Annotated in this window: 19 protein-coding genes and 3 pseudogenes; 9 read left to right on the top strand and 13 right to left on the bottom strand. The window is 70.4% G+C overall.

Annotation, left to right across the window (positions count from 1 at the left end):
- Nucleotides 1-4: 4 nt before the first annotated feature.
- Nucleotides 5-217 (top strand): annotated as a pseudogene (locus JHY01_RS28075) (NAD(P)-dependent oxidoreductase); the annotation flags it as partial.
- 56 nt (nucleotides 218-273) lie between these two features.
- Here the strand turns inward: JHY01_RS28075 and JHY01_RS07765 are convergent.
- From JHY01_RS07765 to JHY01_RS07745, 5 genes are all read right to left on the bottom strand, one after another.
- Nucleotides 274-1,113, bottom strand: a complete 840-nt coding sequence (locus JHY01_RS07765) for a CPBP family intramembrane glutamic endopeptidase (protein WP_307814308.1) — start codon at nucleotides 1,111-1,113, stop codon at nucleotides 274-276.
- A 62-nt stretch (nucleotides 1,114-1,175) separates the two neighbouring features.
- Nucleotides 1,176-2,111, bottom strand: coding sequence for a sigma-70 family RNA polymerase sigma factor (locus JHY01_RS07760; RefSeq protein WP_205325043.1), 936 nt, complete (start codon nucleotides 2,109-2,111; stop codon nucleotides 1,176-1,178).
- Between the two features lie 10 nt (nucleotides 2,112-2,121).
- Nucleotides 2,122-3,309 carry an NAD(P)/FAD-dependent oxidoreductase gene (locus JHY01_RS07755; RefSeq protein ID WP_205325042.1) on the bottom strand — a complete coding sequence of 396 codons (1,188 nt, stop codon included), beginning with the start codon at nucleotides 3,307-3,309 and terminating at the stop codon, nucleotides 2,122-2,124.
- A gap of 96 nt (nucleotides 3,310-3,405) precedes the next feature.
- On the bottom strand, nucleotides 3,406-3,702 hold the full coding sequence (locus JHY01_RS07750; RefSeq protein ID WP_205325041.1) for a hypothetical protein: 297 nt from the start codon (nucleotides 3,700-3,702) through the stop codon (nucleotides 3,406-3,408).
- Between the two features lie 159 nt (nucleotides 3,703-3,861).
- A complete protein-coding gene (locus JHY01_RS07745; protein WP_205325040.1) occupies nucleotides 3,862-4,593 on the bottom strand; it encodes a carbon-nitrogen hydrolase family protein in 732 nt (243 codons plus the stop codon).
- A gap of 96 nt (nucleotides 4,594-4,689) precedes the next feature.
- On the opposite strand from JHY01_RS07745, the gene JHY01_RS07740 reads away from it, so the two are divergent.
- Entirely contained in the window at nucleotides 4,690-5,175 is a 486-nt protein-coding gene (locus tag JHY01_RS07740; RefSeq protein ID WP_205325039.1) for a cupin domain-containing protein, read from the top strand.
- Nucleotides 5,176-5,550: 375 nt separating this feature from the next.
- On the opposite strand, the gene JHY01_RS07735 is transcribed toward JHY01_RS07740, so the two are convergent.
- A complete protein-coding gene (locus tag JHY01_RS07735) occupies nucleotides 5,551-6,774 on the bottom strand; it encodes a glycosyltransferase (protein ID WP_205325038.1) in 1,224 nt (407 codons plus the stop codon).
- A gap of 129 nt (nucleotides 6,775-6,903) precedes the next feature.
- On the bottom strand, nucleotides 6,904-7,767 hold the full coding sequence (locus JHY01_RS07730; RefSeq protein ID WP_205325037.1) for a LysR family transcriptional regulator: 864 nt from the start codon (nucleotides 7,765-7,767) through the stop codon (nucleotides 6,904-6,906).
- 596 nt (nucleotides 7,768-8,363) lie between these two features.
- Between JHY01_RS07730 and JHY01_RS28070 the strand changes: the two genes are divergently transcribed.
- Nucleotides 8,364-8,801, top strand: coding sequence for a VOC family protein (locus JHY01_RS28070; protein ID WP_205325162.1), 438 nt, complete (start codon nucleotides 8,364-8,366; stop codon nucleotides 8,799-8,801).
- Nucleotides 8,802-9,104: 303 nt separating this feature from the next.
- The gene (locus JHY01_RS07720) at nucleotides 9,105-9,830 is read left to right on the top strand and encodes an SDR family NAD(P)-dependent oxidoreductase (protein WP_205325036.1); all 726 of its coding nucleotides are present in this window, start codon (nucleotides 9,105-9,107) and stop codon (nucleotides 9,828-9,830) included.
- Between the two features lie 68 nt (nucleotides 9,831-9,898).
- Here the strand turns inward: JHY01_RS07720 and JHY01_RS26495 are convergent, their stop codons facing one another.
- Nucleotides 9,899-10,087, bottom strand: coding sequence for a hypothetical protein (locus JHY01_RS26495; RefSeq protein WP_240192508.1), 189 nt, complete (start codon nucleotides 10,085-10,087; stop codon nucleotides 9,899-9,901).
- On the opposite strand from JHY01_RS26495, the pseudogene JHY01_RS28065 reads away from it, so the two are divergent.
- The 4 genes and pseudogenes from JHY01_RS28065 to JHY01_RS28060 form a co-directional block, all read left to right on the top strand.
- Nucleotides 10,008-11,078, top strand: a pseudogene (locus tag JHY01_RS28065) (metallophosphoesterase); the annotation flags it as partial. The gene JHY01_RS26495 and the pseudogene JHY01_RS28065 sit on opposite strands and share 80 nt — an antisense overlap.
- 185 nt (nucleotides 11,079-11,263) lie before the next feature.
- Entirely contained in the window at nucleotides 11,264-11,965 is a 702-nt protein-coding gene (locus JHY01_RS07710; RefSeq protein WP_205325035.1) for an alpha/beta fold hydrolase, read from the top strand.
- Between the two features lie 65 nt (nucleotides 11,966-12,030).
- Nucleotides 12,031-12,840: an isocitrate lyase/phosphoenolpyruvate mutase family protein gene (locus JHY01_RS07705; RefSeq protein ID WP_205325034.1), complete on the top strand. Its 810-nt coding sequence runs from the start codon at nucleotides 12,031-12,033 to the stop codon at nucleotides 12,838-12,840.
- 584 nt (nucleotides 12,841-13,424) lie between these two features.
- Nucleotides 13,425-13,514 (top strand): annotated as a pseudogene (locus tag JHY01_RS28060) (hypothetical protein); the annotation flags it as partial.
- A gap of 10 nt (nucleotides 13,515-13,524) precedes the next feature.
- Here JHY01_RS28060 and JHY01_RS07695 read toward each other — a convergent pair.
- Nucleotides 13,525-14,082 carry an ABATE domain-containing protein gene (locus JHY01_RS07695; RefSeq protein ID WP_205325033.1) on the bottom strand — a complete coding sequence of 186 codons (558 nt, stop codon included), beginning with the start codon at nucleotides 14,080-14,082 and terminating at the stop codon, nucleotides 13,525-13,527.
- A gap of 85 nt (nucleotides 14,083-14,167) precedes the next feature.
- On the opposite strand from JHY01_RS07695, the gene JHY01_RS07690 reads away from it, so the two are divergent.
- Nucleotides 14,168-15,034, top strand: a complete 867-nt coding sequence (locus tag JHY01_RS07690) for an alpha/beta fold hydrolase (RefSeq protein WP_205325032.1) — start codon at nucleotides 14,168-14,170, stop codon at nucleotides 15,032-15,034.
- 29 nt (nucleotides 15,035-15,063) lie between these two features.
- On the opposite strand, the gene JHY01_RS07685 is transcribed toward JHY01_RS07690, so the two are convergent.
- The 4 genes from JHY01_RS07685 to JHY01_RS07670 form a co-directional block, all read right to left on the bottom strand.
- Nucleotides 15,064-15,510 (bottom strand): PaaI family thioesterase, encoded by a 447-nt coding sequence (locus JHY01_RS07685; protein ID WP_205325031.1) that lies wholly within the window; start codon nucleotides 15,508-15,510, stop codon nucleotides 15,064-15,066.
- A gap of 162 nt (nucleotides 15,511-15,672) precedes the next feature.
- Nucleotides 15,673-16,875 carry a hypothetical protein gene (locus JHY01_RS07680; RefSeq protein WP_205325030.1) on the bottom strand — a complete coding sequence of 401 codons (1,203 nt, stop codon included), beginning with the start codon at nucleotides 16,873-16,875 and terminating at the stop codon, nucleotides 15,673-15,675.
- Nucleotides 16,876-17,197: 322 nt separating this feature from the next.
- Nucleotides 17,198-18,508 (bottom strand): PHB depolymerase family esterase, encoded by a 1,311-nt coding sequence (locus JHY01_RS07675; protein ID WP_205325029.1) that lies wholly within the window; start codon nucleotides 18,506-18,508, stop codon nucleotides 17,198-17,200.
- A gap of 262 nt (nucleotides 18,509-18,770) precedes the next feature.
- Entirely contained in the window at nucleotides 18,771-19,409 is a 639-nt protein-coding gene (locus JHY01_RS07670; RefSeq protein ID WP_205325028.1) for a LysE family translocator, read from the bottom strand.
- Nucleotides 19,410-19,679: the final 270 nt, after the last annotated feature.

Here is a 19,679-nt window from a genome sequence, read left to right as displayed (position 1 = left end):
GTACCGGACCTCGAACCGGAACTGGACCTACATCAGCCCGTCCGCCGGCCTCAACGAGCCCGGCGAGCGGACGGGCCGGTTCCGGATCGGCGGCGACCAGCTGCTGGTCCGAGCCGAGGGCACCAGCGACATCAGCCTCGAAGACCTGGCCGTGGCGGCCGTCGACGAGGCCGAGACCGCGCGGCACGTCAAGCGCCGCTTCACCGTCGGCTATTGAGCGGGCAATACGGGAAGGGCCCCACGCAGCGCGAGGGGCCCTTCAGGGTTGCGGGACTACATGAGGCCGAGGGAGTAGGCGGTGATGCCGACGACCGTGGCGAGGAGGGCCGATCCAGGGTGCATCCAGATCGAGGCGCGGATGTCCTTCTTGCCCCAGACGAACCAGATGCCCGGGAGGAGGAACGCGAGCTTCGACAGGACCGTCCAGGGCGCCCAGAAGTGGTAGACCGAGAACAGGGCGGTGTTGAACAGCGGGGCCCAGCGGCCCAGCTGGGGGAGGCGGGGCAGGAGCAGACCGCGGAAGTAGTACTCCTCGATGAGCGGCAGGATGAACCCGGTGAAGGGACCGCAGATCGCGATGGTGACCAGGACCGCGGACTTGGAGTAGCCGTCGAGGTAGGTGGTGCCGGAGCTGCCGGAGCCCTCGAACTGGACCCAGGTGAAGAAGGTGTCGTAGACGAGGGTGTCCAGCGGCAGCAGCGCCTGCGAGACGACGGTCATGTACAGCATGAATCCGATGCCGATCCAGGTGATCTTGCCTCTGGAGAACGGCTTCCCCATGTAGCCGAGGACGCTGCGCAGGTTGTAGCTGCCGGTGCGCTGCTTGCCGAGCCACATGAGGCCGTACATGAGCGGGAAGAGGACGACCGCGAGGGCGATCGCCCAGGCCGCGAAGATCGGGACGCCCATCGCTCGGGTGAGCGGTGCGGCGGCGAACGCGTAGACGGCGACGATGAGGGCGCCGGGGACGAGGTGGAGGGCGATGGACAGCGGGATCGAGTGGCGGTCGGCGAGGAGCTTCGCGACGAAGCCCTTGGTCTCGGTGGCTTCCGCAGTGGCGGTGGGCGTGTGCTCGTTGTTCATGTCGTCGAGCTTCGCCGTCCGCGCTGTCACCGCCCTGTCGTGGCGCTGTCTCGCTGAAAGTGGAGGCTGACAGGGCGTCGAACCCTTGCGGTTCACCAGTTCTCGAGGATCGGCGCTTCATGCTCGCCGCGCCGCCATTGCTCCGTGACGCGATCGAGTCGCCCCCGTGAGGCCATGCTGACGAGCCCGGCGATCTTGTCGCCCTTCGGGTCGAGGACCACCAGGCCCACCGCCCGGTCGTCCACGACGGCCAGTGCCGCCGGGCTGCCGTTGACGACCACGGCATGGACCGACAGCGGTCCGCCCGCGAGTCCGCGCTTGGCCGGAGTGGGTTTGAACCCGGCCCGGATGACGGCGGCGATCCGGTCGGGGACCGACTCGTAGCGGAGTTTTTCCAGCATGCCGAAGCCGTCGGTGACGGCCGTGGCGTCGTCGGTCAGCAAGGACACCAGGCGATCCGTCTCGCCCGAGGCTGCGGCGGCCATGAAGGCCTCGACGATGCGGCGGGCGGCCTCGCGGTCGACCTCGCCGGCGTTGCGTTCGGCGGCGACGTGCCGGCGGGCGCGGAGCGCGTGCTGCTGGCTCGCGGACACCGAGATGCCGAGGATCTCCGCGATCTCGTTGTGGCGATAGGCGAACGCCTCGCGGAGGACATAGACGGCCCGCTCGGTCGGCGGGAGGCGCTCGAGCAGCATGAGGACCGCCAGGGACACCGATTCGCGCTGCTCGACGGTCGCTGCCGGGCCGAGCATGGGGTCGCCGTCGAGGAGCGGTTCGGGCAGCCACGCGCCGACCGCCCGCTCACGCCGCGCCTGCGCCGACCGGAGCCGGTCGAGCGCGAGGTTGGTGACCACTTTGGTCAGCCACGCCTCGGGCACCTCGATGCGGTCGCGGTCGGCGGCCTGCCAGCGCAGGAACGCGTCCTGCACGACGTCCTCGGCATCGGCGGCGGAGCCGAGGAGGCGGTACGCCAACGAGGCCAGCCGGGGCCGGTCGGCCTCGAAGCGCTCCACCGTCGCGGTGTCCATGGGCGCCACTCTAGGCGACGGCCCTCGCCGAAGCCGAAGGCGCGGCCGCGCGGTGGAGCCTGCGGGACGGCATCCCGAAGGTCGGGTGCGCGGCGCCCAGGGCGGCGCCTTTGAGGATGTCGTTCTTGAGCCGCGCGGCCGTCCGGCCGCACATCACCCCGCGCTTGGACTGCGCGTCGCCGTCGACCAGTTGGAAGATCGCGTCCTTGCGTCCGAGGCTGATGTGGTTGCCCACGTAGCTGAGTGCGGGGATCGCGATCTTGCGGCCGGTGAGCCCGTGGATGATCGCGGACGTGGCGCGCTTGGTGGTCGGTCCGGCCGAGGCGCACGACATCGGCAGCGGCTTGCCGTTCTCGCAGATCGCGAACACGGCGTCGCCGGCGGCGTAGACCTCCGGGTGGGAGACCGACCGCATGTGCTCGTCGACGGTGATCTGCCCGTTCTCCTGCACGGCGAGGCCGCTGGCGGCGGCGATCGGGTGGACGGCGAAGCCCGCGGTCCACACGGTCGCGTCGGCGGCGAGGAAACCGCCCTGCGCAGTGAACGCTCCGTTCGCCGCTGCGCGATCGATCGCGGTGTGCTCGTAGATGTCGATGCCGAACCGGTCGAAGGCGCGCCTAAGGTGGGCGCGGGCCTTCGGGCCGAGCCAGCCGCCGAGATCGCCGCGGGTGGCGAGGACGACCTTGAGCTCGGGGTGGGCTTCGGCGAGTTCGGTGGCGGTCTCGATCGCGGTGAGGTTGCCGCCGACGACGAGGACCGTGCCGCCGCCGCTGAGCTCCTCGAGGCGCGACCGCAGACGCAGGGCCGCGGGCCGGGCGGCGACGTGGAAGGCGTGCTCGCTCACGCCGGGGACGCCGTGGTCGGCGGCGGTGCTGCCGAGCGTGTAGAGCAGCGTGTCGTATTCGAGCAGTTCGAGGCCGTTGTCGTCGGTGACGGCGACCGTCCGGTGGTCGGGGTCGACCGAGGTGACCCGGGCGACGCGCAGTCGGATGCCGGTGCCCGCGAACATCGTCGCGAGCGGCCGGTGCTTGAGGGTCTGCCCGGCGGCGAGCTGGTGGTTGCGCAGGCGCTCGACGAAGTCCGGTTCGGCGTTGACGACGACGATCTCGAAGTCGTCGGTGTGGAGGTGGCGCGCGAGGTAGCCGGCGCCGAAGGCTCCGGCGTACCCCGCGCCGAGGACGATGATGCGGTGCTGCATGGTCTCGCTCCTGTCTGGTTCGCTTGACGCCCTTTGAACGGGGCGGCGGCGGATTCCATGACGAAGCGAGAATGTGTCTTGCATCACTGCTGGTGTTCAGGTCCGTTCGCCGTGGGCCTCCACCGCGAGGTCCTGCCAGTCGGCCCAGGTCGCGAGACTCTCGGCGTAGACGGCCTCGACGATCGGGCCGCCCTGGACGCCGAAGAACGTGCGCAGCGGCGGATGCCCGGAGTCGGCCAGTCGCAGGATCCCGCGGCCCGCGGCGGCGGGGTCGCCGAACTCGAGCGTCGCCGCCAGCTCGGCGAAGCCCTCGCACAGAGCCGCGTACTGCGGCGCCGGCGCCGAGTGCGAACGCCTCGTCGCGGGTGCGCTCCTGGAATCGCACCGGCTCACCGATCGCCTCGCTGATCGCCGCGGCCTGCTCGCGCAGGCTCACCGCGGCGGACCCGGTGATCGTGCAGTCCTTGCCGTCGTGCCAGTCCTCGGTGAGGGCGAGCGCGGCGACGGCGGCGACGTCGTTTTCGGATAGTGGGGCAACGGGCGGGCGAAAAGCTAGAACCGCAACTCGGCCTTGATGATCCGACCCGGACGCTCATCGGCGCGCACCGCGACCGAGCCGTCCGGCGCCCAGACCGCCGAGTTCCCCGCGACCTCCGAGTAGTCGCTGCCCGGCCCTGCGAAGCACGCCTGCACCACCCACATGCCGTAGCCGCGCGCGAGCTGCGGCATCCGCTTATCGCGCCTGACCAAGCCCTTCGGGGTGAAGAGCGAACCCGCGACGTACGCGTCGACGCCGCCCAGCCCGCGCCGCTTCGCGAATTCGGCGGTCGCCGGGGCGTGCTCGAACATCATGGAGTCGCGGCAGACCGCCAGAGCGAGCCGCCAGCCGTCCAGCTCCAGCACGGCCGGATCGGTCGCGGCCCGGAAGCGTCGGGATTCCTCCTCGTCGGGGTGCATCTTGCGGTAGGCCACTTCGACACCCTCGGCGTCGATCCGAAGCATCGCAATGTATTCGGCCTCGCCCTCCCGCAGCGGGGCGCCCGCCAGGGCGACCGCACCGGTCTCGGCGCAGGCCGCCGCGATCACACCGAGCGCCGGATCCTCAAGGGCCACAGCCGGAGCCGCCATCGCATACGAGGAGAGCGACAGCTCCGGGAACACCACGAGCCGCGCCTCGGCCGCGCGGATCGCCTCGGCGTGCGCGCGGGCGTTGCATGCGAGCTCACCGGCGCGCAACTCGGGCTGGGCGGCGGCGACGGTCAACGGCGCGGGGCGTTCGCTCACGCCCCAAGCGTATCCGGACCTCCCCCAGGAGCGCCCCTCTCGCGGAAGTACGCTCGAACAACCGTTACGAAGCCGCGATGAGAGAGGCACCCTCGCATGTCATACCCCGAACCGAAGTACTTCGGCGACACCGGTGAGACCACCGCCGTCGTCCGCCGCGGCGACGCTCCCGCCGACATCCTCTTCGACAACGGCCACGCCGACTACCTCGCCAAAGGCGCGTCCACCGGCGGCGAGTTCGGGCTCTACCGCTGGAACATGGGCCCCAAGAAGGGCGGCCCCGGAGCGCATTTCCACAAGACCATCTCGGAGTCCTTCTACATCCTCGACGGCACCATCACCATCTACAACGGCGACGAATGGGCCCCGATGAGCAAGGGCGACTTCGTGTACGTGCCCCAAGGCGGCCTGCACGGCTTCCGCAACGACACGGACGAACCGGCCTCGATGCTGCTGCTCTTCACCCCCGGCGCGGTCCGCGAACCCTACTTCGAGGGTCTCGCCACGGTCGCCGAGATGACCGAGGAAGAGCGCGCCGCGTTCTTCATCGAGCACGACAACTACTGGGTCGAAGAAGCCTGACGCCCCTCGGACTCCAAGCGGCGCAGGCGTCTCAAGCCAGGGCGAAGCGCTGGAGCGCGTCTCCCGCGTCGCAGGTGCCGGTCGCGGTCGGCTCCTCGGCGCGCCGAGCGGCTGCCGAGGATGCCCACGCACCCTCCCGAGGCGCCGGTGGCGATCGTGTAGACCCCGCCGTCCTGCGGTACCAGCTCACAGAACCGGGTCTCGGTGAACTCGCAGCCCTAGGCGGCCATGACATAGCCCTCCTGTCGGCCGGGGTATGCCCCAGCAGGGCCCGGCCCTCCTGGCACGCCGAGGCCGGAACCCCCGACCCGGCGCAGATCGCCAGACCCTGACCGCAGCGACCCGTCAACGCCCGCAACGCTCACCGCGGCGAGGTCACGGCGAAGCGGCCATGCCGAGAACCAGACCCGCCGCCGTATCGGCACCGTCGGCGCGGATCGCCGGGCCGACCTCGGCGGCCCGCCGCCGCGTCTCCGGGGCGAGCGCGATCGCCAATGCGGCCGTGAGCGTCTCGGCGGTAGGCACGGGACCCTCGTGGAGCGCCCCGACCCCGAGCGCCGCGACGCGACCGCCCCAGTAAGGCTGGTCCACGATCTGCGGCACGATCACCTGCGGTGCACCGGAACGGGTCGCAGCGTGGGTGGTGCCCGCCCCGCCGTGATGGACGACCGCGGCGACCCGCGCGAAAAGCGCCTGCTGGTTCACCTCGCCGACGGCGAAGCAGTCCGCACCCTCGTCGACCGGGGCCAGGCCCGCCCAACCGCGCGCGAGCACCGCACGGCGACCGTGGGCGCGAACCGACTCGACCACGGCTCGCGCCGCGTCCTCGGCGCCGCGGACCGGGATGCTGCCGAAGCCGAAGTACACCGGCGGCTCGCCCGCGTCGAGGAACGCCTCCAAGTCGGCCGGAAGCGGCCGGTCGTCGGGAAGGATCCACGCGCCCGTCTGGACGACCTCGATGAGATCGGTCGGCTCCCACGGACTCAGGACCGGATCCGTCGCGAGCCAGCGATGCCCGGTCAGCGTCCGGGTACGCACGTCCTCAGTGGAGGGCAATCCGATCGACTCGCGAAAGGCGTTGACCGGCCCGCCGAAGACCCCCTGCGTCTTCCGCTTGTCCCACTCCCAGAGCTCGCGGTTGCCCAGGCCCTCGGGAAGCGGCCAACCGGGCATCGGGAAGGGCCGCCGGGTGTGCGACGGCAGCGTCGTCGGCTGGAGAGCGGCACTGGCGAACGGGATGCCGTACCGTTCGGCCACGGCCTGCGCGGTGGCGACGACCGGGAACAGCCCAGTCGCGACGACCGCGTCGCAACCGGATTCGGCCACAGCGGTGAACGCCGGGCCGTGCGAGGCCACGATCTCGCCGATGTGCTGCTGCATGCTCGGACCGGTGCCCTTGGCGATGGACTGGACCATCGCGCGGATCGGCGCGTCCACCGGCAAGTGCCGTGCGCCGGCGCGGTCGAGCAGCTCCGTGAACTCGCGATCCGGCGGGGCGGCGACCACCACCTCGACGTCCTCGGCGACCAGGCGGGCGGCGAGTCCGGCGAGCGGTTCGATGTCACCGCGCGATCCGCGGGAGGCCAGCAGCACGCGCATTCCCTGACTCCTCTGCTCGAACGTGTAGACCGACGATTCTGCCCCAGGTCAACGGCCGAACACGGTCCCGGTGGCAGTCGCTCCGCACTCGCGGTGATACACAATGAAAGGGGCGGGGGCGCCGCCCGGTCACCGGTACCGTCGTGCGGCGACGTGCAGCGCCGCGATGAACGCCGCGGTCGCGGGAGGGTCCGGCGGTTCGCCGTACGTGACGAGGTAGACCCTGCGGGAACGCTCGATCTCGGTCACCGCGACATCGGAACGGCGGTGCGTCCGGAGCGCGAGGCCCGGATTGGTGGTCACGCCGAGACCGGTCGCGATGAGCGCCTGCTGGACGATGATGTCGTCGCTGGTGAAGGCGATCTCGGGCGTGAAACCCGCCGCATCGCACACCTCCAGGAGCTCCTCGCGGCAGCGCTCGCAGCCGGCGATCCACGCCGAATCGCGGTGATCGAGCAGCGTGTCGCCCTCGCGAAGACTGACCAGGAACATCGAATCATCGAAGAGGTGGACGCCCCGCACGTCCCCGGGCAGGTCCTCCTCGTAACGGAACACGACTGCCGCGTCGACCTCGCCGGCGCGCAGCATCGCGAGCGCCGACACGGGGTGGGCCTCGAACAGTTCGACGCGGATCCCCGGATGCTCCCCGCGCATCGCCGACACCGCCTCGGGGACGATCGTGCTCAGCGCCGACTGGAACCCGGCGACCCGCACCCGCCCCGTCCGCAGACCGACCATCGCCTCGAGTTCGGCCTCGGCGGCGTCGACACGGCCGATAATCTCAATGGCGCGCCGCGCCAGCATCTCGCCCTCAGGGGTGAGCCTGATGCCACGGCCCACGCGCTGCACCAGCCGCGCCCCGGTCTCGGCCTCCAGCCGGGCGAGGTGATGGCTGACGGACGGCTGTGCATAGTGGAGGTGACTGGCGGCCTTGGTGACCGAGCCGTGGGCGGCCACCGCCGCGAGGACCCGAAGCCGCACGATATCGAGCATGTATCAATGCTATCTATGGGTTTCCACAGGATCTGGCATTGGACCTATGAATCGATCCGGGGGACCCTGGAGCCATGACAGCCACCATCACCGCGACACCCGCACTGACCGGGGTCACCAGCGCGGTCCGCGCCGCGCTCCGCAACCCCACCGACTGGCCCGGAGCGGCCCGACTCGTCGCCGACGGGCACCGCCCGATCCTGCCCGGCCCCGAGATCCTCACGCCCGAACAGCGACTCGGCGCCCCCGACGGACCCACCGGCCACGTCCTGCACACCGAACCCGACGGCAGCTTCTCCGTGACCGCCGTGATCTGGCGGCCCGGCCAGACCACGCGGATCCACGACCACATCACCTGGTGCGTCGTCGGCGTCCTCCAAGGCATCGAGCACGAAGATCTTCGACGAACGGCTCAACCCGATCGGCGAGAACGACAACCGGCCCGGCGACGTCAGCGGCTTCGCCCCGCCCGGCGACCTCCACCGCATCCGCAACACCGGCAGCGAGACCGCGATCTCGCTGCACGTCTACGGCACCGACCTCAACCGGGTCGGCAGCAGCGCCCGCCGCTACTACGAAGAGAAATGAGACCAGCCATGGCACTGAAACGACTCGACCACACCGGCATCGTCGTCGACGACCTCCCGGCCGCCATCGACTTCTTCACCACCCTCGGCATGGAGCTGGTCGGCCAGGCGTCGGTCAGCGGCGAATGGGCGGACAAGCTCACCGCGCTGGAAGGCCTCCGATCGGACATCGCGATGCTGCGGACCCCGGACGGCCACAGCCAGGTCGAACTGTCGGTCATCCACAGCCCCAAGGCCACCGCGCCGGCGCCGTGGGAGCCGGTGAGCACCCCGGGCATCCCGCGCCTCGCGTTCGTCGTCGACGACGTCGACGAGACCTTCGCGGCGCTGCGCCCGCATGGCGCCGAACTCGTCGGCGAGATCGCCCAGTACGAGGACTACGTCCGCTACGGCTACGTCCGCGGCCCCGCCGGCGTCATCATCGGCCTCGTCCAGGAGCTGCGTTGACACGCAACGGATCCGCGAACCCGGTCCTCCGGTGAACGAACGACGGGTCGATCGGGAACGGCTGCGGAGCCGGCGAGCGCGGCTCCAGGCGGCCGTTCCCGATCGATGTGGAAGCCGCACCACGCCGGCAAGGAGCCATCTCATGGGCGACAACCCACCGGTCTCTGGACGGCGGCCGCTTTCGCGCGAAGGGCGGCGGCACCGGGTCCGGAGGCGTAGCGGCGGATCGCGGGCTGGTCTGCGGCAGCGTTGTACCGGGCTTCTAGACTTGCGGCTGCGACCAGGAACACGAGGAGGCAGATCATGACGCGCACAGTGGTAGTCAGCGGCGGCGGGACCGGCATCGGCCTGGCGGTGGCCTCCCGGTTCACCGACGACAACGTCATCCTCGTCGGCCGCCGCGAAGACGTGCTCGCCTCCGCCGCAGCCGGAATCGGCGCCCGCGCCACCTTTGTGGCCGCCGACCTCGCCACCGTCGAAGGCGCCGAACGCGTCGCCGCCTTCGCCGCCGAACACTACGGCTCGGTCGACGTGATCGCCGCCTGCGCCGGCGGCATCGCCGCCTCCACAGGGGACGGACTCGCCGCCGCCTCCCGAGCCTGGCTGGACAACCTACGCCTCAACGTCATGACCGCCGTCCACCTCGTCGAAGCGCTCAAGCCCCACCTCAACGACGACGGCCGCATCCTCCTCTACAGCTCCATCGCCGCCTACCGCGGCTCCGGCAACGGCTACTACGGCGCCTCCAAGGCCGCCCTCCACCCCTACGCGATCGACCTCGCGGCCGAACTGGGCCCCAAGCGGATCACGGCGAACGTCATCGCCCCCGGCTACATCGAGGACACCGAGTTCTTCGGCGACCGCATGACCGAGACCCGCCGCGCCAGGCTCATCGGCCAGACCGTCACCGGCCGGGCCGGCAATCCCGGTGACATCGCCGACCTCTCCCACTGGCTCGCCGCGCCCGAAGCCGGGCACGTGACCGCGCAGATCGTCCAGTCCAACGGCGGCGCCCTGGCCGGGCGCTAGCCGATGGCCTTCGCGTGGTTCGTCGTCCGGTTCCTCGCCGTCACCGTCGGGTTCGCCGCCCTGCACTACTACCTGTGGTGGCGGCTCTGCCGCGACACGACGAAGCCGGGTTCGAAGTGGCGCCCGATCGGCGCGGTCCTGCTCGGCGTGCTGACGGTGCTCGGTCTGCTCGCGCGGATGTACGCGCCCTCCGAAGCGTCGATGCGGTTCCAGGAGCTCGTAGGCTGGCCGGGCTGGATCTGGTTCGGGATCTTCATGTACCTGTTCGGGCTGCTCGTCGTGGGAGAGGCGCTGCGGTTCGTCCTCATCCGCCGGGCCCGGCGGGGGAAGTCCGAAGCCGAGATCGCCGCCGACCGCGCGGACGGCTTCTGGCACCACCTCCACTCGATGCTCATCAAGCTCAGACTGTGGCCCCGGCCCTCGGCGCCGCCGACCGAGTCGACCCCGAGACCAGCGGCATCGGACCGAGACCCGAAGGCCGACACCGTTCATGCGTCACACGCCACTGACACGGTCGAGGAAACCGCGACCCCCGGCACGGGTAATACATCACATGGCACCGGTCAGTCGCGACGTCGCGTGATGTCACGCGCGATCGGACTCAGCGCTTCCGCACTCGCCGTCGCCACCGTCGGCCACGGCCTGTACGAGGGCTATCGCACGCCGCCGCTCAAACCGGTCACCGTCACCCTGGCCCGCCTCCCGCGGCAGTTCGACGGCTACCGGATCGCCGTCGTCGGCGACACCCACTTCTCGGCGATCCGCGGCCGCGGCTACTGCGAGCGCGTCGTCGACCAGATCAACCGGGCCCAGGCCGACCTCATCGCGTTCGTCGGCGACCTCGCCAGCAACGAGGCCGACCAGATCCGGGACGCGACCGACCCGCTCGCGGGACTCCAGGCACGCGACGGGACCTACTTCGTGGCCGGGAACGCCGAACACTACGTGGGCGCCGACGAATGGTACGACCGCGTGGCCGAGCTCGGCATGATCGGCCTCCCGAACACGCGCGTCGAGCTGGCGGGCTTCGACCTGGCGGGCGTCAACGACCTCATCGTCGAGCAGCGCCACATCGCGGACGAGACCGGCCCCGACTTCGAAGCGGCCCTTGGCGACCGCGACCCCGCGCGCCCGGTGGTCCTCATGGCCCACCAGCCGAGCGCGATCGACCGGACCGCCGAGTACGGCGTGGACCTTCAGCTCTCCGGGCACACCCACGGCGGGCAGATGTGGCCCGTCCACTACGCGTCGCTCATCCGCAGCGGCCAGGTGACCGGTCTTGAACGGCACGGGGACACGCAGGTGTACGTGACGAACGGCGCGGGCACGAACGGCCCGCCGATCAGGGTCGGCGCGGACGCCGACATCACGGTGATGACCCTGCGCGCGGGAGACTTAGGCCCGATGTCGGTGCCCGCCGCTATCGTCGGGCGATGGACGTCATCCTCATTCCCGGTTTCTGGCTCGACGCGTCGTCATGGAGCGATATCACACCCGCACTCGAGAAGGCCGGGCACCGAACCCATCCGCTCACCTTGCCCGGCATGGAATCCCGCGACGCCGACCGCAGCGGCATCGGCCTGCGCGACCACGTCGACGCGGTGGTCGCCGCCGTCGACGCCCTCGACGGCCCGGTCGTGCTCGTCGGCCACTCCGGCGGCGGCGCGGTCGCGCACGCGGTCGCCGACGCCAGACCCGACCGGATCGCCCGGGTCGTCTATGTGGACTCCGCACCGCTCGGCCCCGGCGGCGTCATCAACGACGAGCTGCCGGTCGTCGACGGCGAGATCCCGCTCCCGGACTGGAACGTGTTCGAGGACGAAGACCTGGTCGACCTTGACGACGACCTGCGCGAGGCCTTCCGCGCCAGCGCCATCCCCACGCCGCGAGGCGTCGCCTTCGACAAGCAGGTGCTCGGCGACGAGCGCCGCTTCGACGTGCCGGTCACCCTCATCTGCTGCGAGTTCGGCAGCGCCATGGTCCGCGCCTGGATCGAGCAGGGCGTGCCGTTCGTGAAGGAGATCGCCGCGGTGAAGGAGGTCGCCTACATCGACCTGCCGACCGGCCACTGGCCGCAGTTCACCAAGCCGGCCGAACTCGCCGACGCGATCGTCTCGGCGATCGGGCCCGCCTGACGCGATCGACGGTGATGTCGCTTCGTGGCCAGACACGAGGCGACATCCCTGCTTTCATTGTCCCCATGACGAATCCGACCGCCGCCCGCTTCCGCTCCCTCCACGCCACCCCGGCACTGCGCCTCCCGAACTGCTGGGACGCCGCCAGCGCCGCGGTCATCGCCGCCGCCGGCGCGCCCGCGATCGCGACCACGAGTGCGGGGATCGCGTGGAGCCTCGGCCGTCCCGACGGTGACGCGCTCGACCGCGATGCGGCGGTGGACGCGATCGCTCGGATCGTGCGCGTCGTGGACGTGCCGGTGACCGCCGACATCGAGTCCGGTTTCGGCGCGACGCCGAAGGAGGTGGCCGCGACACTCGCGGCGGTGGCCGAGACCGGTGCCGTGGGCGTGAACATCGAGGACACCACGGCCGAGGCCCCCGGGTCCCTGCGCGAGGTCGCCGATCAGGTGGAACGACTGGGCGCGGCCCGGGAGGGCGCCGGGCCGGACCTGTTCATCAACGCGCGCATCGACATGTACCTGGCCGGGATCGGCGAGGCATCCGAGCGGCTCGACGCGACGGTGGCTCGCGCCGAGGCGTACGCGCAGGCCGGAGCCGACGGGATCTTCGTGCCGGGCGTGACCGATCCGGTAGTGATCGCCGCGCTGGTGAAGGCGATCCGGCTGCCGCTCAACGTGATGGCCGGGCCGGGTGCGCTGGCGCCTTCGGAGCTGGAACGGTTGGGTGTGGCGAGGATCAGCCTGGGCCCGGGACTGGCAACGGCCGCTTACGAAGTGGCGCGTAGAGCCGCTATCGGTCTCCTCGAGGACGATTCGTATGCGGCGATCGCGGACGGCATCGGCTACGGCACGATGAACGACCTCCTCGCCTGAGCGAGCGTCGCGCGAGCCGGCTCCGCGCGGCTGCGCGGTACACCGGTTGCGGTTGTCGCGGGCGGCCGGGACCGGACCCGGCCGCCCGCATCTCCATGGAGGAGGCGGCTCCTGCGGGGACCGCGCGCGGGTGGCTTCCCGCGCGCGGTCTCGGTATGGCGACGTTCGCGAATCCCCTGGTGTCGCCGCCATCCCGCAGGAGCCGGATGGTTTTTTACATCAAGGCTGACACGTGTTGTAGTCGGGTCGCAACAGGAAGTTGTCGCCTGTGGATAACTCGTGCGCTGGGCCCGTGACCTGGTCGCTCTTCCGCTTCGGCTTCTGTCGTTCGCTCTTCCGGTCGCAGTGCCGCGCGGGCGAAGGAGCGTGCGTGCTCGCGCATGAGGTCGGGTGTTCCGCTCGTGTCGGTGCCCGTGATGGGGCGGGCGAGCTGCGGCACGGGCGCGGTGCCGCGAGAAGGTGGGCGCGCTCGAGCGCCGAGCGCGGCCTGGCAGGCTACGCGGTCTACGTCGTCGACTACGGCGGGTCGGCTGTGGACATGATCGAGCCGCACCCGCACCACCCTTGCCGACGGCTTCGACAGCCCCACCGGGATCACGGTGGCACCCGACGGTCGACTCGCCGTGTGCGACTGGGGGACCAGCTCGGTGTACCTCATCGAACCAGTCCACTGAGGATGTCGACTCAGCGCTCGGCCTTGCGGCGCTCGTAGTAGCGGGCCACGCGGACGCGGTTGCCGCAGCGTTCGGGCGAGCACCACTGGCGGCGCGGATGGGCGGGCACGAAGAGCAGTACGCAGTCCTCGGCGCCGCAACGACGCAGCTTCGACACGGCCGGGTCGGCGAGCAGGTCCACCGCCGCCTGTGCGAGGTCCGCAGCGAGCCGTTCGGCCGCAGCGCCTTCGCGTCGCACCGTCGCCGCCACCGATGCGCCGTCCCACGCGAGCCGCACGCGGCCGGGCGCGGCGTTCACCGCTGCGGCGAGGCCCCGCAAGCTCGAATCCGGCGGCCGCCGCCCGTCGGCCAAAGCGCCGAACGCGGCCGCCGCGTGCTCGCGCACCGCCCGCACGGCCTGCAATGCGACGCGATCGGCGCTCCCGCCGAACCCGGGCAACCGGTCGGCCTCGAGCGCCAGCCACGCGCCCAGCGCGCCCGGATCCTCGAGCAGGTCCCCTTCGGCGGTCAAGGTGTTCACCAGATCGACCGCCAAGGGCTCACCGACCAGCGGTGTCGTCGCATTCATGACCCTAATGCTACATCGAATCATGTATGCGTTAGTGTCGTGTTCCAAGACTAATGGAATATCAAGCAAAGAAAGCATGTGACAGATGCATCGTCTCCCCTTGGTCCGCCACGGCCGCATCGATATCGACGGCGTCGAAGTCCACTACCGCGAATCCGTGCCCGACCGCGCCGACGCCCCCGTCCTGCTCCTCCTGCACGGCTTCCCGACCGCCTCGCACCAGTTCCGACGCCTCATCGACGCCCTCGGCGCCGACCACCGGCTCATCGCCCCCGACTACCCCGGCTTCGGCCAGACCACCGCCCCCGAAGCCTTCACCTACACCTTCGACCGCCTCGCCGACATCGTCGAAGGCTTCGTCGACCACCTCGACCTGAGGCGCTTCACCATGTACCTCTTCGACTTCGGCGCCCCCGTCGGCCTGCGCCTCGCCGAACGCCGGCCCGAGCGGATCACCGGCCTCGTCGTCCAGAACGGCAACGCCTACACCGACGGCCTCTCCGCAGCGGCGCAGGACTTCATCGCGCTCGCCCCCGACCAGACCGGCGCCGAAGACCGGATCCGCGACCTGCTCACCCTGGAAGGCACCAGGTTCCAGTACGAGAGCGGCGTCCCCGACCCCTCACTCATCGCGCCCGAAGGCTGGGTACTCGACCAGCACTACCTCGACCTGCCCGGACGCAAGGAGGCCCAGGTCGCGCTGGCGTTCGACTACAAGTCGAATGTGGAGCGATACGGCGCCTGGCAGGCATGGCTGCGCGAGCACCAGCCGCCGACCCTCATCGTCTGGGGCGCCGGCGACCCGTTCTTCACCGAGGCGGGCGCCCGCGCCTACCTGCGCGACCTGCCGGAAGCCGAACTGCACCTGCTCGACGCCGGGCACTTCGCCCTCGAAACACGCCTGGACGTGATCACCCCGCTCATCGGGGACTTCCTGGAGCGGCAGCGCTGAGCCCCCGCATCATTGCGGCGCTTGGCGTCTCAATCCTGCGGCGCTTCCCGGATCAGGCAGGTGAGCCGCCCGGTGCAGATGCGGCGGCCGTCCCCGTCGCTGACGACGATCTCGTACGTCGCGGTCGACCGTCCACGGTGGATCGGCGTCGCTACGCCGGTGACCGTGCCCGACCTGACGGCCCGGTGATGGGTCACGTTGAGGTCCACGCCGACCGAGATCTTCCCGGGCCCGGCGTGCAGCATCGAACCGACCGACCCGAGCGTCTCGGCCAGGACCGCCGAGGCCCCGCCGTGAAGCAGCCCGTACGGCTGCCGGTTCCCCTCGACCGCCATCTGCGCCACCACCCGCTCCGGGGCGGCCTCGAGCACCTCGATCCCCATGCGGTCGCCCAACTCACCGGCGGAGAACAGCTTGTCGAGGTCCATGCCCGCACCGTCGAACCGGTCGCGGACCTCAGGGGGAAACTCGGTCATCTCAGGCGGCTCCGTTCAAGTCCTGCACGGCGATGCGCACGTGATGAGCCCAGTCTAGGGTTCCCCGCGGCCCGATGCGCTCAGCGGAAGCCGCCGAGCATCATCGCGATCAGCGCCCCGACGCCGTCCTCGGCCATCGGCGCCGCAGGGGCGGAACCCAACCTATGGACGTTCGCCGTCGACAGCCTGCGCTTGCCGGCGTTGATACCGGTCGAGCACACTTCTGGCGGTCTCCTTCGCCTTCTCGACGTCTTCGGGGTGATCGGTCAGCCAGAGTGCGCTGATCGCATTCCAGGGCTTCAGCAGCTTCGGGCGCTCGGCCTTGAATCCGACCACCGTTCCCAGGACCTGCCCGGTACCGACATCCACCACTCGGACCCGCGGCATACCGGTGACGACCGCGAAGTCCAACCACCGGTCGCCGACTCGAATGCGCCTCGGCCGTTCGGTCCGGGCCGGGCTCAGAATGCTGCCGGTGGCGAAGGCGAAGGTGGCCATGACCATCGCGGTGAGGACCAGGACCGGATGGACCCAGTAGCGCGGATCGAAGGCGTCCGCGTCTACCGCGGACATTCGCCCGGACCAAATGGTGCCGACACCGATGATCAAGGCGAGGGAAACCGAGATGAGCGCAGGGAAGTGCGGCCTGCTCAGCAGCAGATCCGCCGCCGCCTGAATCGGCTCACGGCGCAGCAGCCACCGAACCGGGCGGCCCAGACGCGATGCCCGCCTGATCACGGGGACCGTGACAAGCATCCCCACCACCAGGAACAACAGGGCGACCCAGGCGCACCACCAGCGCGGTGAAAGCCATGGCGTGCAGGTCCCACCGCACCCCGACCGCCATGCGGTGTCGAGCAGGTCCGCCATCAGGCCGATGACCACGGCCGGGCCCGCCGCCGCGACCACCCATCGCGTGGCCTCCGCGCTCGACCTCGTGACTTCGTGCGTCACCATCACCAGATTCAGCGCGTAGAACAACGACAGCACCGCGGGGGCGAGCACCATTGCGGAGAGGGACATCCCGAGCAGCACCCGCCCCGAGGCGACCGACTCTCCGGCGAGCCTGGCGTAGAGGAAGGCGCAGATGGTCAGCGTGCACATCGCGTAGAACAAGGTCTTGACGATCGAGGACGGATTGATGTGCCTGTACTTCCCCGATCGCAGTCGGGGATCATGCGCTCCGGAATGGCGGTTCTGGCGTCCCAGGTAGAGCACCAGCGCGGTGAAGGCGAAACCGGCGAGCACGGCCGCCAGCGATCCGTACATCTGCGCCGTCGGTCCCAACTGCAGCGACGGCTCCAAGGACCGTCCGTCCTCAAGGCCCGAATTCACAGTCGTGATCACACTCGGTTCGTCGTTCATGCGGCTGAGCACCTTCGTCATCGAGAGGTTGACTGCGCCAACGGAGCACTCCTCATCCTCAGCAGGGCGCTGCGGTTCACACTGTCGGAAAGTCGACAACCGCAGTGTGACTTGGATCGGCCGCTGCGCGGCCTGGAGGAGCGGGAGGTCCGTGACCGTTCCGAGCGGCATTCCCGGCGCCGTTCCGGCAGCCCGGCCTGCGCGCCGCGGGATCCTCGATCCCGCCGTCCGTGGGGGGGCCCCCGCGGCGGCACGACCGACCGCGGGGGCCGCAGTCGCCGGGGCGCCGGCGGCCCCGCTGCTTCGGTGTGGGGTAAGCGGATCACGCCGGTGTGCAGGTCACGGCCGGTGTGGCGGCCGTTCCGGTGCCGATGAAGCCCCAGGTGGAGGTCCGGGTCTGGCCCGCTGCGACCGAACCGTTCCAGCCGACGTCCTCGGCGGTCACCGAGGTGCCCGAACTGGTCACGCCCGCGTTCCAGGAGCTGGAGATGGTCTGCCCGCTCGGCCAGGTCCACGTCAGCTTCCAGCCGGAGATCGCGGCGCTGCCCGCCGTGACATCCACATTGGCCTGCCAGCCCGAGTTCCAGGTGCTGACGACCTTGATGGCCGCCGAGCATCCGCCCGTCGGGCCGCCGGTGGGCGTCGTGGCCGGGTCGGTCGGGCTGACGGTCGGGGAGGTCGGCTCCACCGACTCGTCGAGCCCGAAGAACTCGAGCGCCTTGGCCGCCATGCCGTTCGCCATCAGATTGTGGCCGACTCCCTGGAGGCTGATCGCCTCGACCGGTGCCTGCGCCCCGGTGCCGCCGTAGCGGGTCCGGTTCCAGTTCGCCTGCGGCGTGTCGGAGAGCTCGGGCGTCTGATCGGTGCCGTTGACGTTCGTCCACTGGTCGATCTGCTCTTGGAAGTTCTGGTAGAACAGCACGTCGTCATCGGTGCCGTGCCAGATCTGCACGCGCGGCCACGGCCCGCTGTAGCCCGGGTTGGTCGCGCGGACCTCGTCGCCCCACTGCTGCGGCGTGCGGTTGATCTGGCCCTGCGAGCACTCCGAGTTCCACTCGGAGCCGTTGGTGGTACGGAAGCAGGTGTAGGGGACGCCGGAGAACGCCGCGCCCGCCTCGAAGACCTCGGGGTAGACGCCGAGCATCACGTTGGTCATCATGGCGCCGGAGGAGATCCCGGTGGAGAAGATCCGGTCGGTGTCGACGTCGTACTCGGCGATCGTCCAGTCCATCATGGACTTGATGCCGAGCGAGTCGGACCCGGTGCCGCTCAGCGAGGCCGCCGATGCGACGTCCCAGCACTTGCTCGAGCGCGTGACCGAGGGGTAGACCACGATGAAGCCGTACTGGTCGGCGAGGCGGGCCCATTCAGTGCCGTTGTAGAAGTCGTTGGCGGAGCCGGTGCACCAGTGGATGCCGAGGACCATGGCCGGTTCGGGGGCCACGTTGTCGGGCACGTAGAGGTACATCTCCAGGTTGCTGGGGTTGGCCCCGAAGTCCGAGATCCTGGTGAGGGACGCGGCGTTGGCGGGCTGCGGGATCATGACCGCGATGAGCGCGGCCGCGGCGACGAACGCCGCGGCGGCTGCGGCGATCAATCCTCTGCGCATGCGGGGGAGGGAGATGGCTGACATGGGGTCCTCTCTTGACGCTGCCGGAGGCGTCGTGACGGCCCAGGGGGCGGACCGTGCGAGCCGTGAGATGCGGGGATCGCGGTGAGGGGTCCACACACTATATATCTATGACTTTCTATATGCAAGCGCTCCCAAATGGGTCCGTCACCCGAGGTCGGGTGTGTCGAAGCGCCCCCGGACATAACCTGTCGCACTGGTACGACAGTCCGGTCCGCCAACGGTTCGATCGGTGCCTCGTCGGACGTCGTCGCGGAAGCACTCGTCAGGCGCGTTCTCCTGCGGCGGCGGTGATGCCGAGTCCGATGAGAGCGGTGCCGCCGGTCCGGCTGAGGATCAGTTTCGGGCGGGGGCGGCGGAGCACCTCGCGGGCGGCCGCGGCCACCACGCCCCAGACCGTGTCGCAGGCGGCCGCGAGCACCGCGAAGGTCGCACCGAGCAGCAGCATCTGCACAGTGGCCGAACCGGACTCGGTATTGATGAACTGCGGGAGGATCGCCAGGAAGAACAGGATCGTCTTCGGGTTGAGCAGCCCCACGACGAAGCCCTCCGCCATGGTCGCCAGCGCCCGCTTGGGGCTCCTCCCCGCCTCTGCTTCGGGCGCGTCCATCAGGCCCGTTCGGTCGCGCAGCGCTTTGACGCCCAGGAACACCAGGTACGCCGCGCCCGCGTACTTCACGATCGCGAACGCCAGCGCCGACTCCTGGATGAGCGCGCCGAGTCCGACCGCCGCGAGGGTCGCGCCGGCGAACGTGCCGATCGCGTTGCCCCAGGCGGTGAGCACGGCCTGCATGCGGCCGTAAGCGAGGGCCCGGCTGACGGTGAACATGACCGAGGGTCCGGGGATGAGGATCAGGATGAGTGCGGCGACGACGAACCCCAGGTACTGCGCGGTGCTTGGCATGACTCGATCCAAACACCCGACCGCTCCGGCGGCAACTCCATTCGGGGAGCGGGAGCGGGAGCGGGAGTGGGGGCGGGAGCCGGAGCGGGGGAGCGGGGCGGGGAGTCGGGAGTTGAGGGCAGGAGTCGGGACTCGGGGGCAGGGAAGGGGAGTCGGGCTAGGGAGGGGGCGGGGTAGGACGTTGGCGCGTGGCGCATCGGCGGGCGCGGCGGTCAGATGCCTGAGCCTCCGGGATCTGGCGGTCGGGCTTGCCGTCAGGCCGCAATCACG

This window comes from Glycomyces sp. YM15, from assembly GCF_016918015.1.
In the GTDB taxonomy this organism is placed as follows: domain Bacteria; phylum Actinomycetota; class Actinomycetes; order Mycobacteriales; family Micromonosporaceae; genus Glycomyces.
This window is presented reverse-complemented; position numbering and strand designations above follow the sequence as displayed.

Excerpts from the sequence above, each read along its gene's own strand:
- JHY01_RS07740 (WP_205325039.1), top strand. The coding sequence starts at position 4,690 with ATGTCATACCCCGAACCGAAGTACTTCGGCGACACCGGTGAGACCACC.
- JHY01_RS07755 (WP_205325042.1), bottom strand. The coding sequence starts at position 3,309 with ATGCAGCACCGCATCATCGTCCTCGGCGCGGGGTACGCCGGAGCCTTC.
- JHY01_RS07720 (WP_205325036.1), top strand. The coding sequence starts at position 9,105 with ATGACGCGCACAGTGGTAGTCAGCGGCGGCGGGACCGGCATCGGCCTG.
- JHY01_RS07680 (WP_205325030.1), bottom strand. The coding sequence starts at position 16,875 with ATGAACGACGAACCGAGTGTGATCACGACTGTGAATTCGGGCCTTGAG.
- JHY01_RS07730 (WP_205325037.1), bottom strand. The coding sequence starts at position 7,767 with ATGCTCGATATCGTGCGGCTTCGGGTCCTCGCGGCGGTGGCCGCCCAC.
- JHY01_RS07670 (WP_205325028.1), bottom strand. The coding sequence starts at position 19,409 with ATGCCAAGCACCGCGCAGTACCTGGGGTTCGTCGTCGCCGCACTCATC.
- JHY01_RS07710 (WP_205325035.1), top strand. The coding sequence starts at position 11,264 with ATGGACGTCATCCTCATTCCCGGTTTCTGGCTCGACGCGTCGTCATGG.
- JHY01_RS07695 (WP_205325033.1), bottom strand. The coding sequence starts at position 14,082 with ATGAATGCGACGACACCGCTGGTCGGTGAGCCCTTGGCGGTCGATCTG.
- JHY01_RS07705 (WP_205325034.1), top strand. The coding sequence starts at position 12,031 with ATGACGAATCCGACCGCCGCCCGCTTCCGCTCCCTCCACGCCACCCCG.
- JHY01_RS28070 (WP_205325162.1), top strand. The coding sequence starts at position 8,364 with ATGGCACTGAAACGACTCGACCACACCGGCATCGTCGTCGACGACCTC.
- JHY01_RS07685 (WP_205325031.1), bottom strand. The coding sequence starts at position 15,510 with ATGACCGAGTTTCCCCCTGAGGTCCGCGACCGGTTCGACGGTGCGGGC.
- JHY01_RS07735 (WP_205325038.1), bottom strand. The coding sequence starts at position 6,774 with ATGCGCGTGCTGCTGGCCTCCCGCGGATCGCGCGGTGACATCGAACCG.
- JHY01_RS07690 (WP_205325032.1), top strand. The coding sequence starts at position 14,168 with ATGCATCGTCTCCCCTTGGTCCGCCACGGCCGCATCGATATCGACGGC.
- JHY01_RS07760 (WP_205325043.1), bottom strand. The coding sequence starts at position 2,111 with ATGGACACCGCGACGGTGGAGCGCTTCGAGGCCGACCGGCCCCGGCTG.
- JHY01_RS26495 (WP_240192508.1), bottom strand. The coding sequence starts at position 10,087 with ATGAAGATCCCGAACCAGATCCAGCCCGGCCAGCCTACGAGCTCCTGG.
- JHY01_RS07675 (WP_205325029.1), bottom strand. The coding sequence starts at position 18,508 with ATGTCAGCCATCTCCCTCCCCCGCATGCGCAGAGGATTGATCGCCGCA.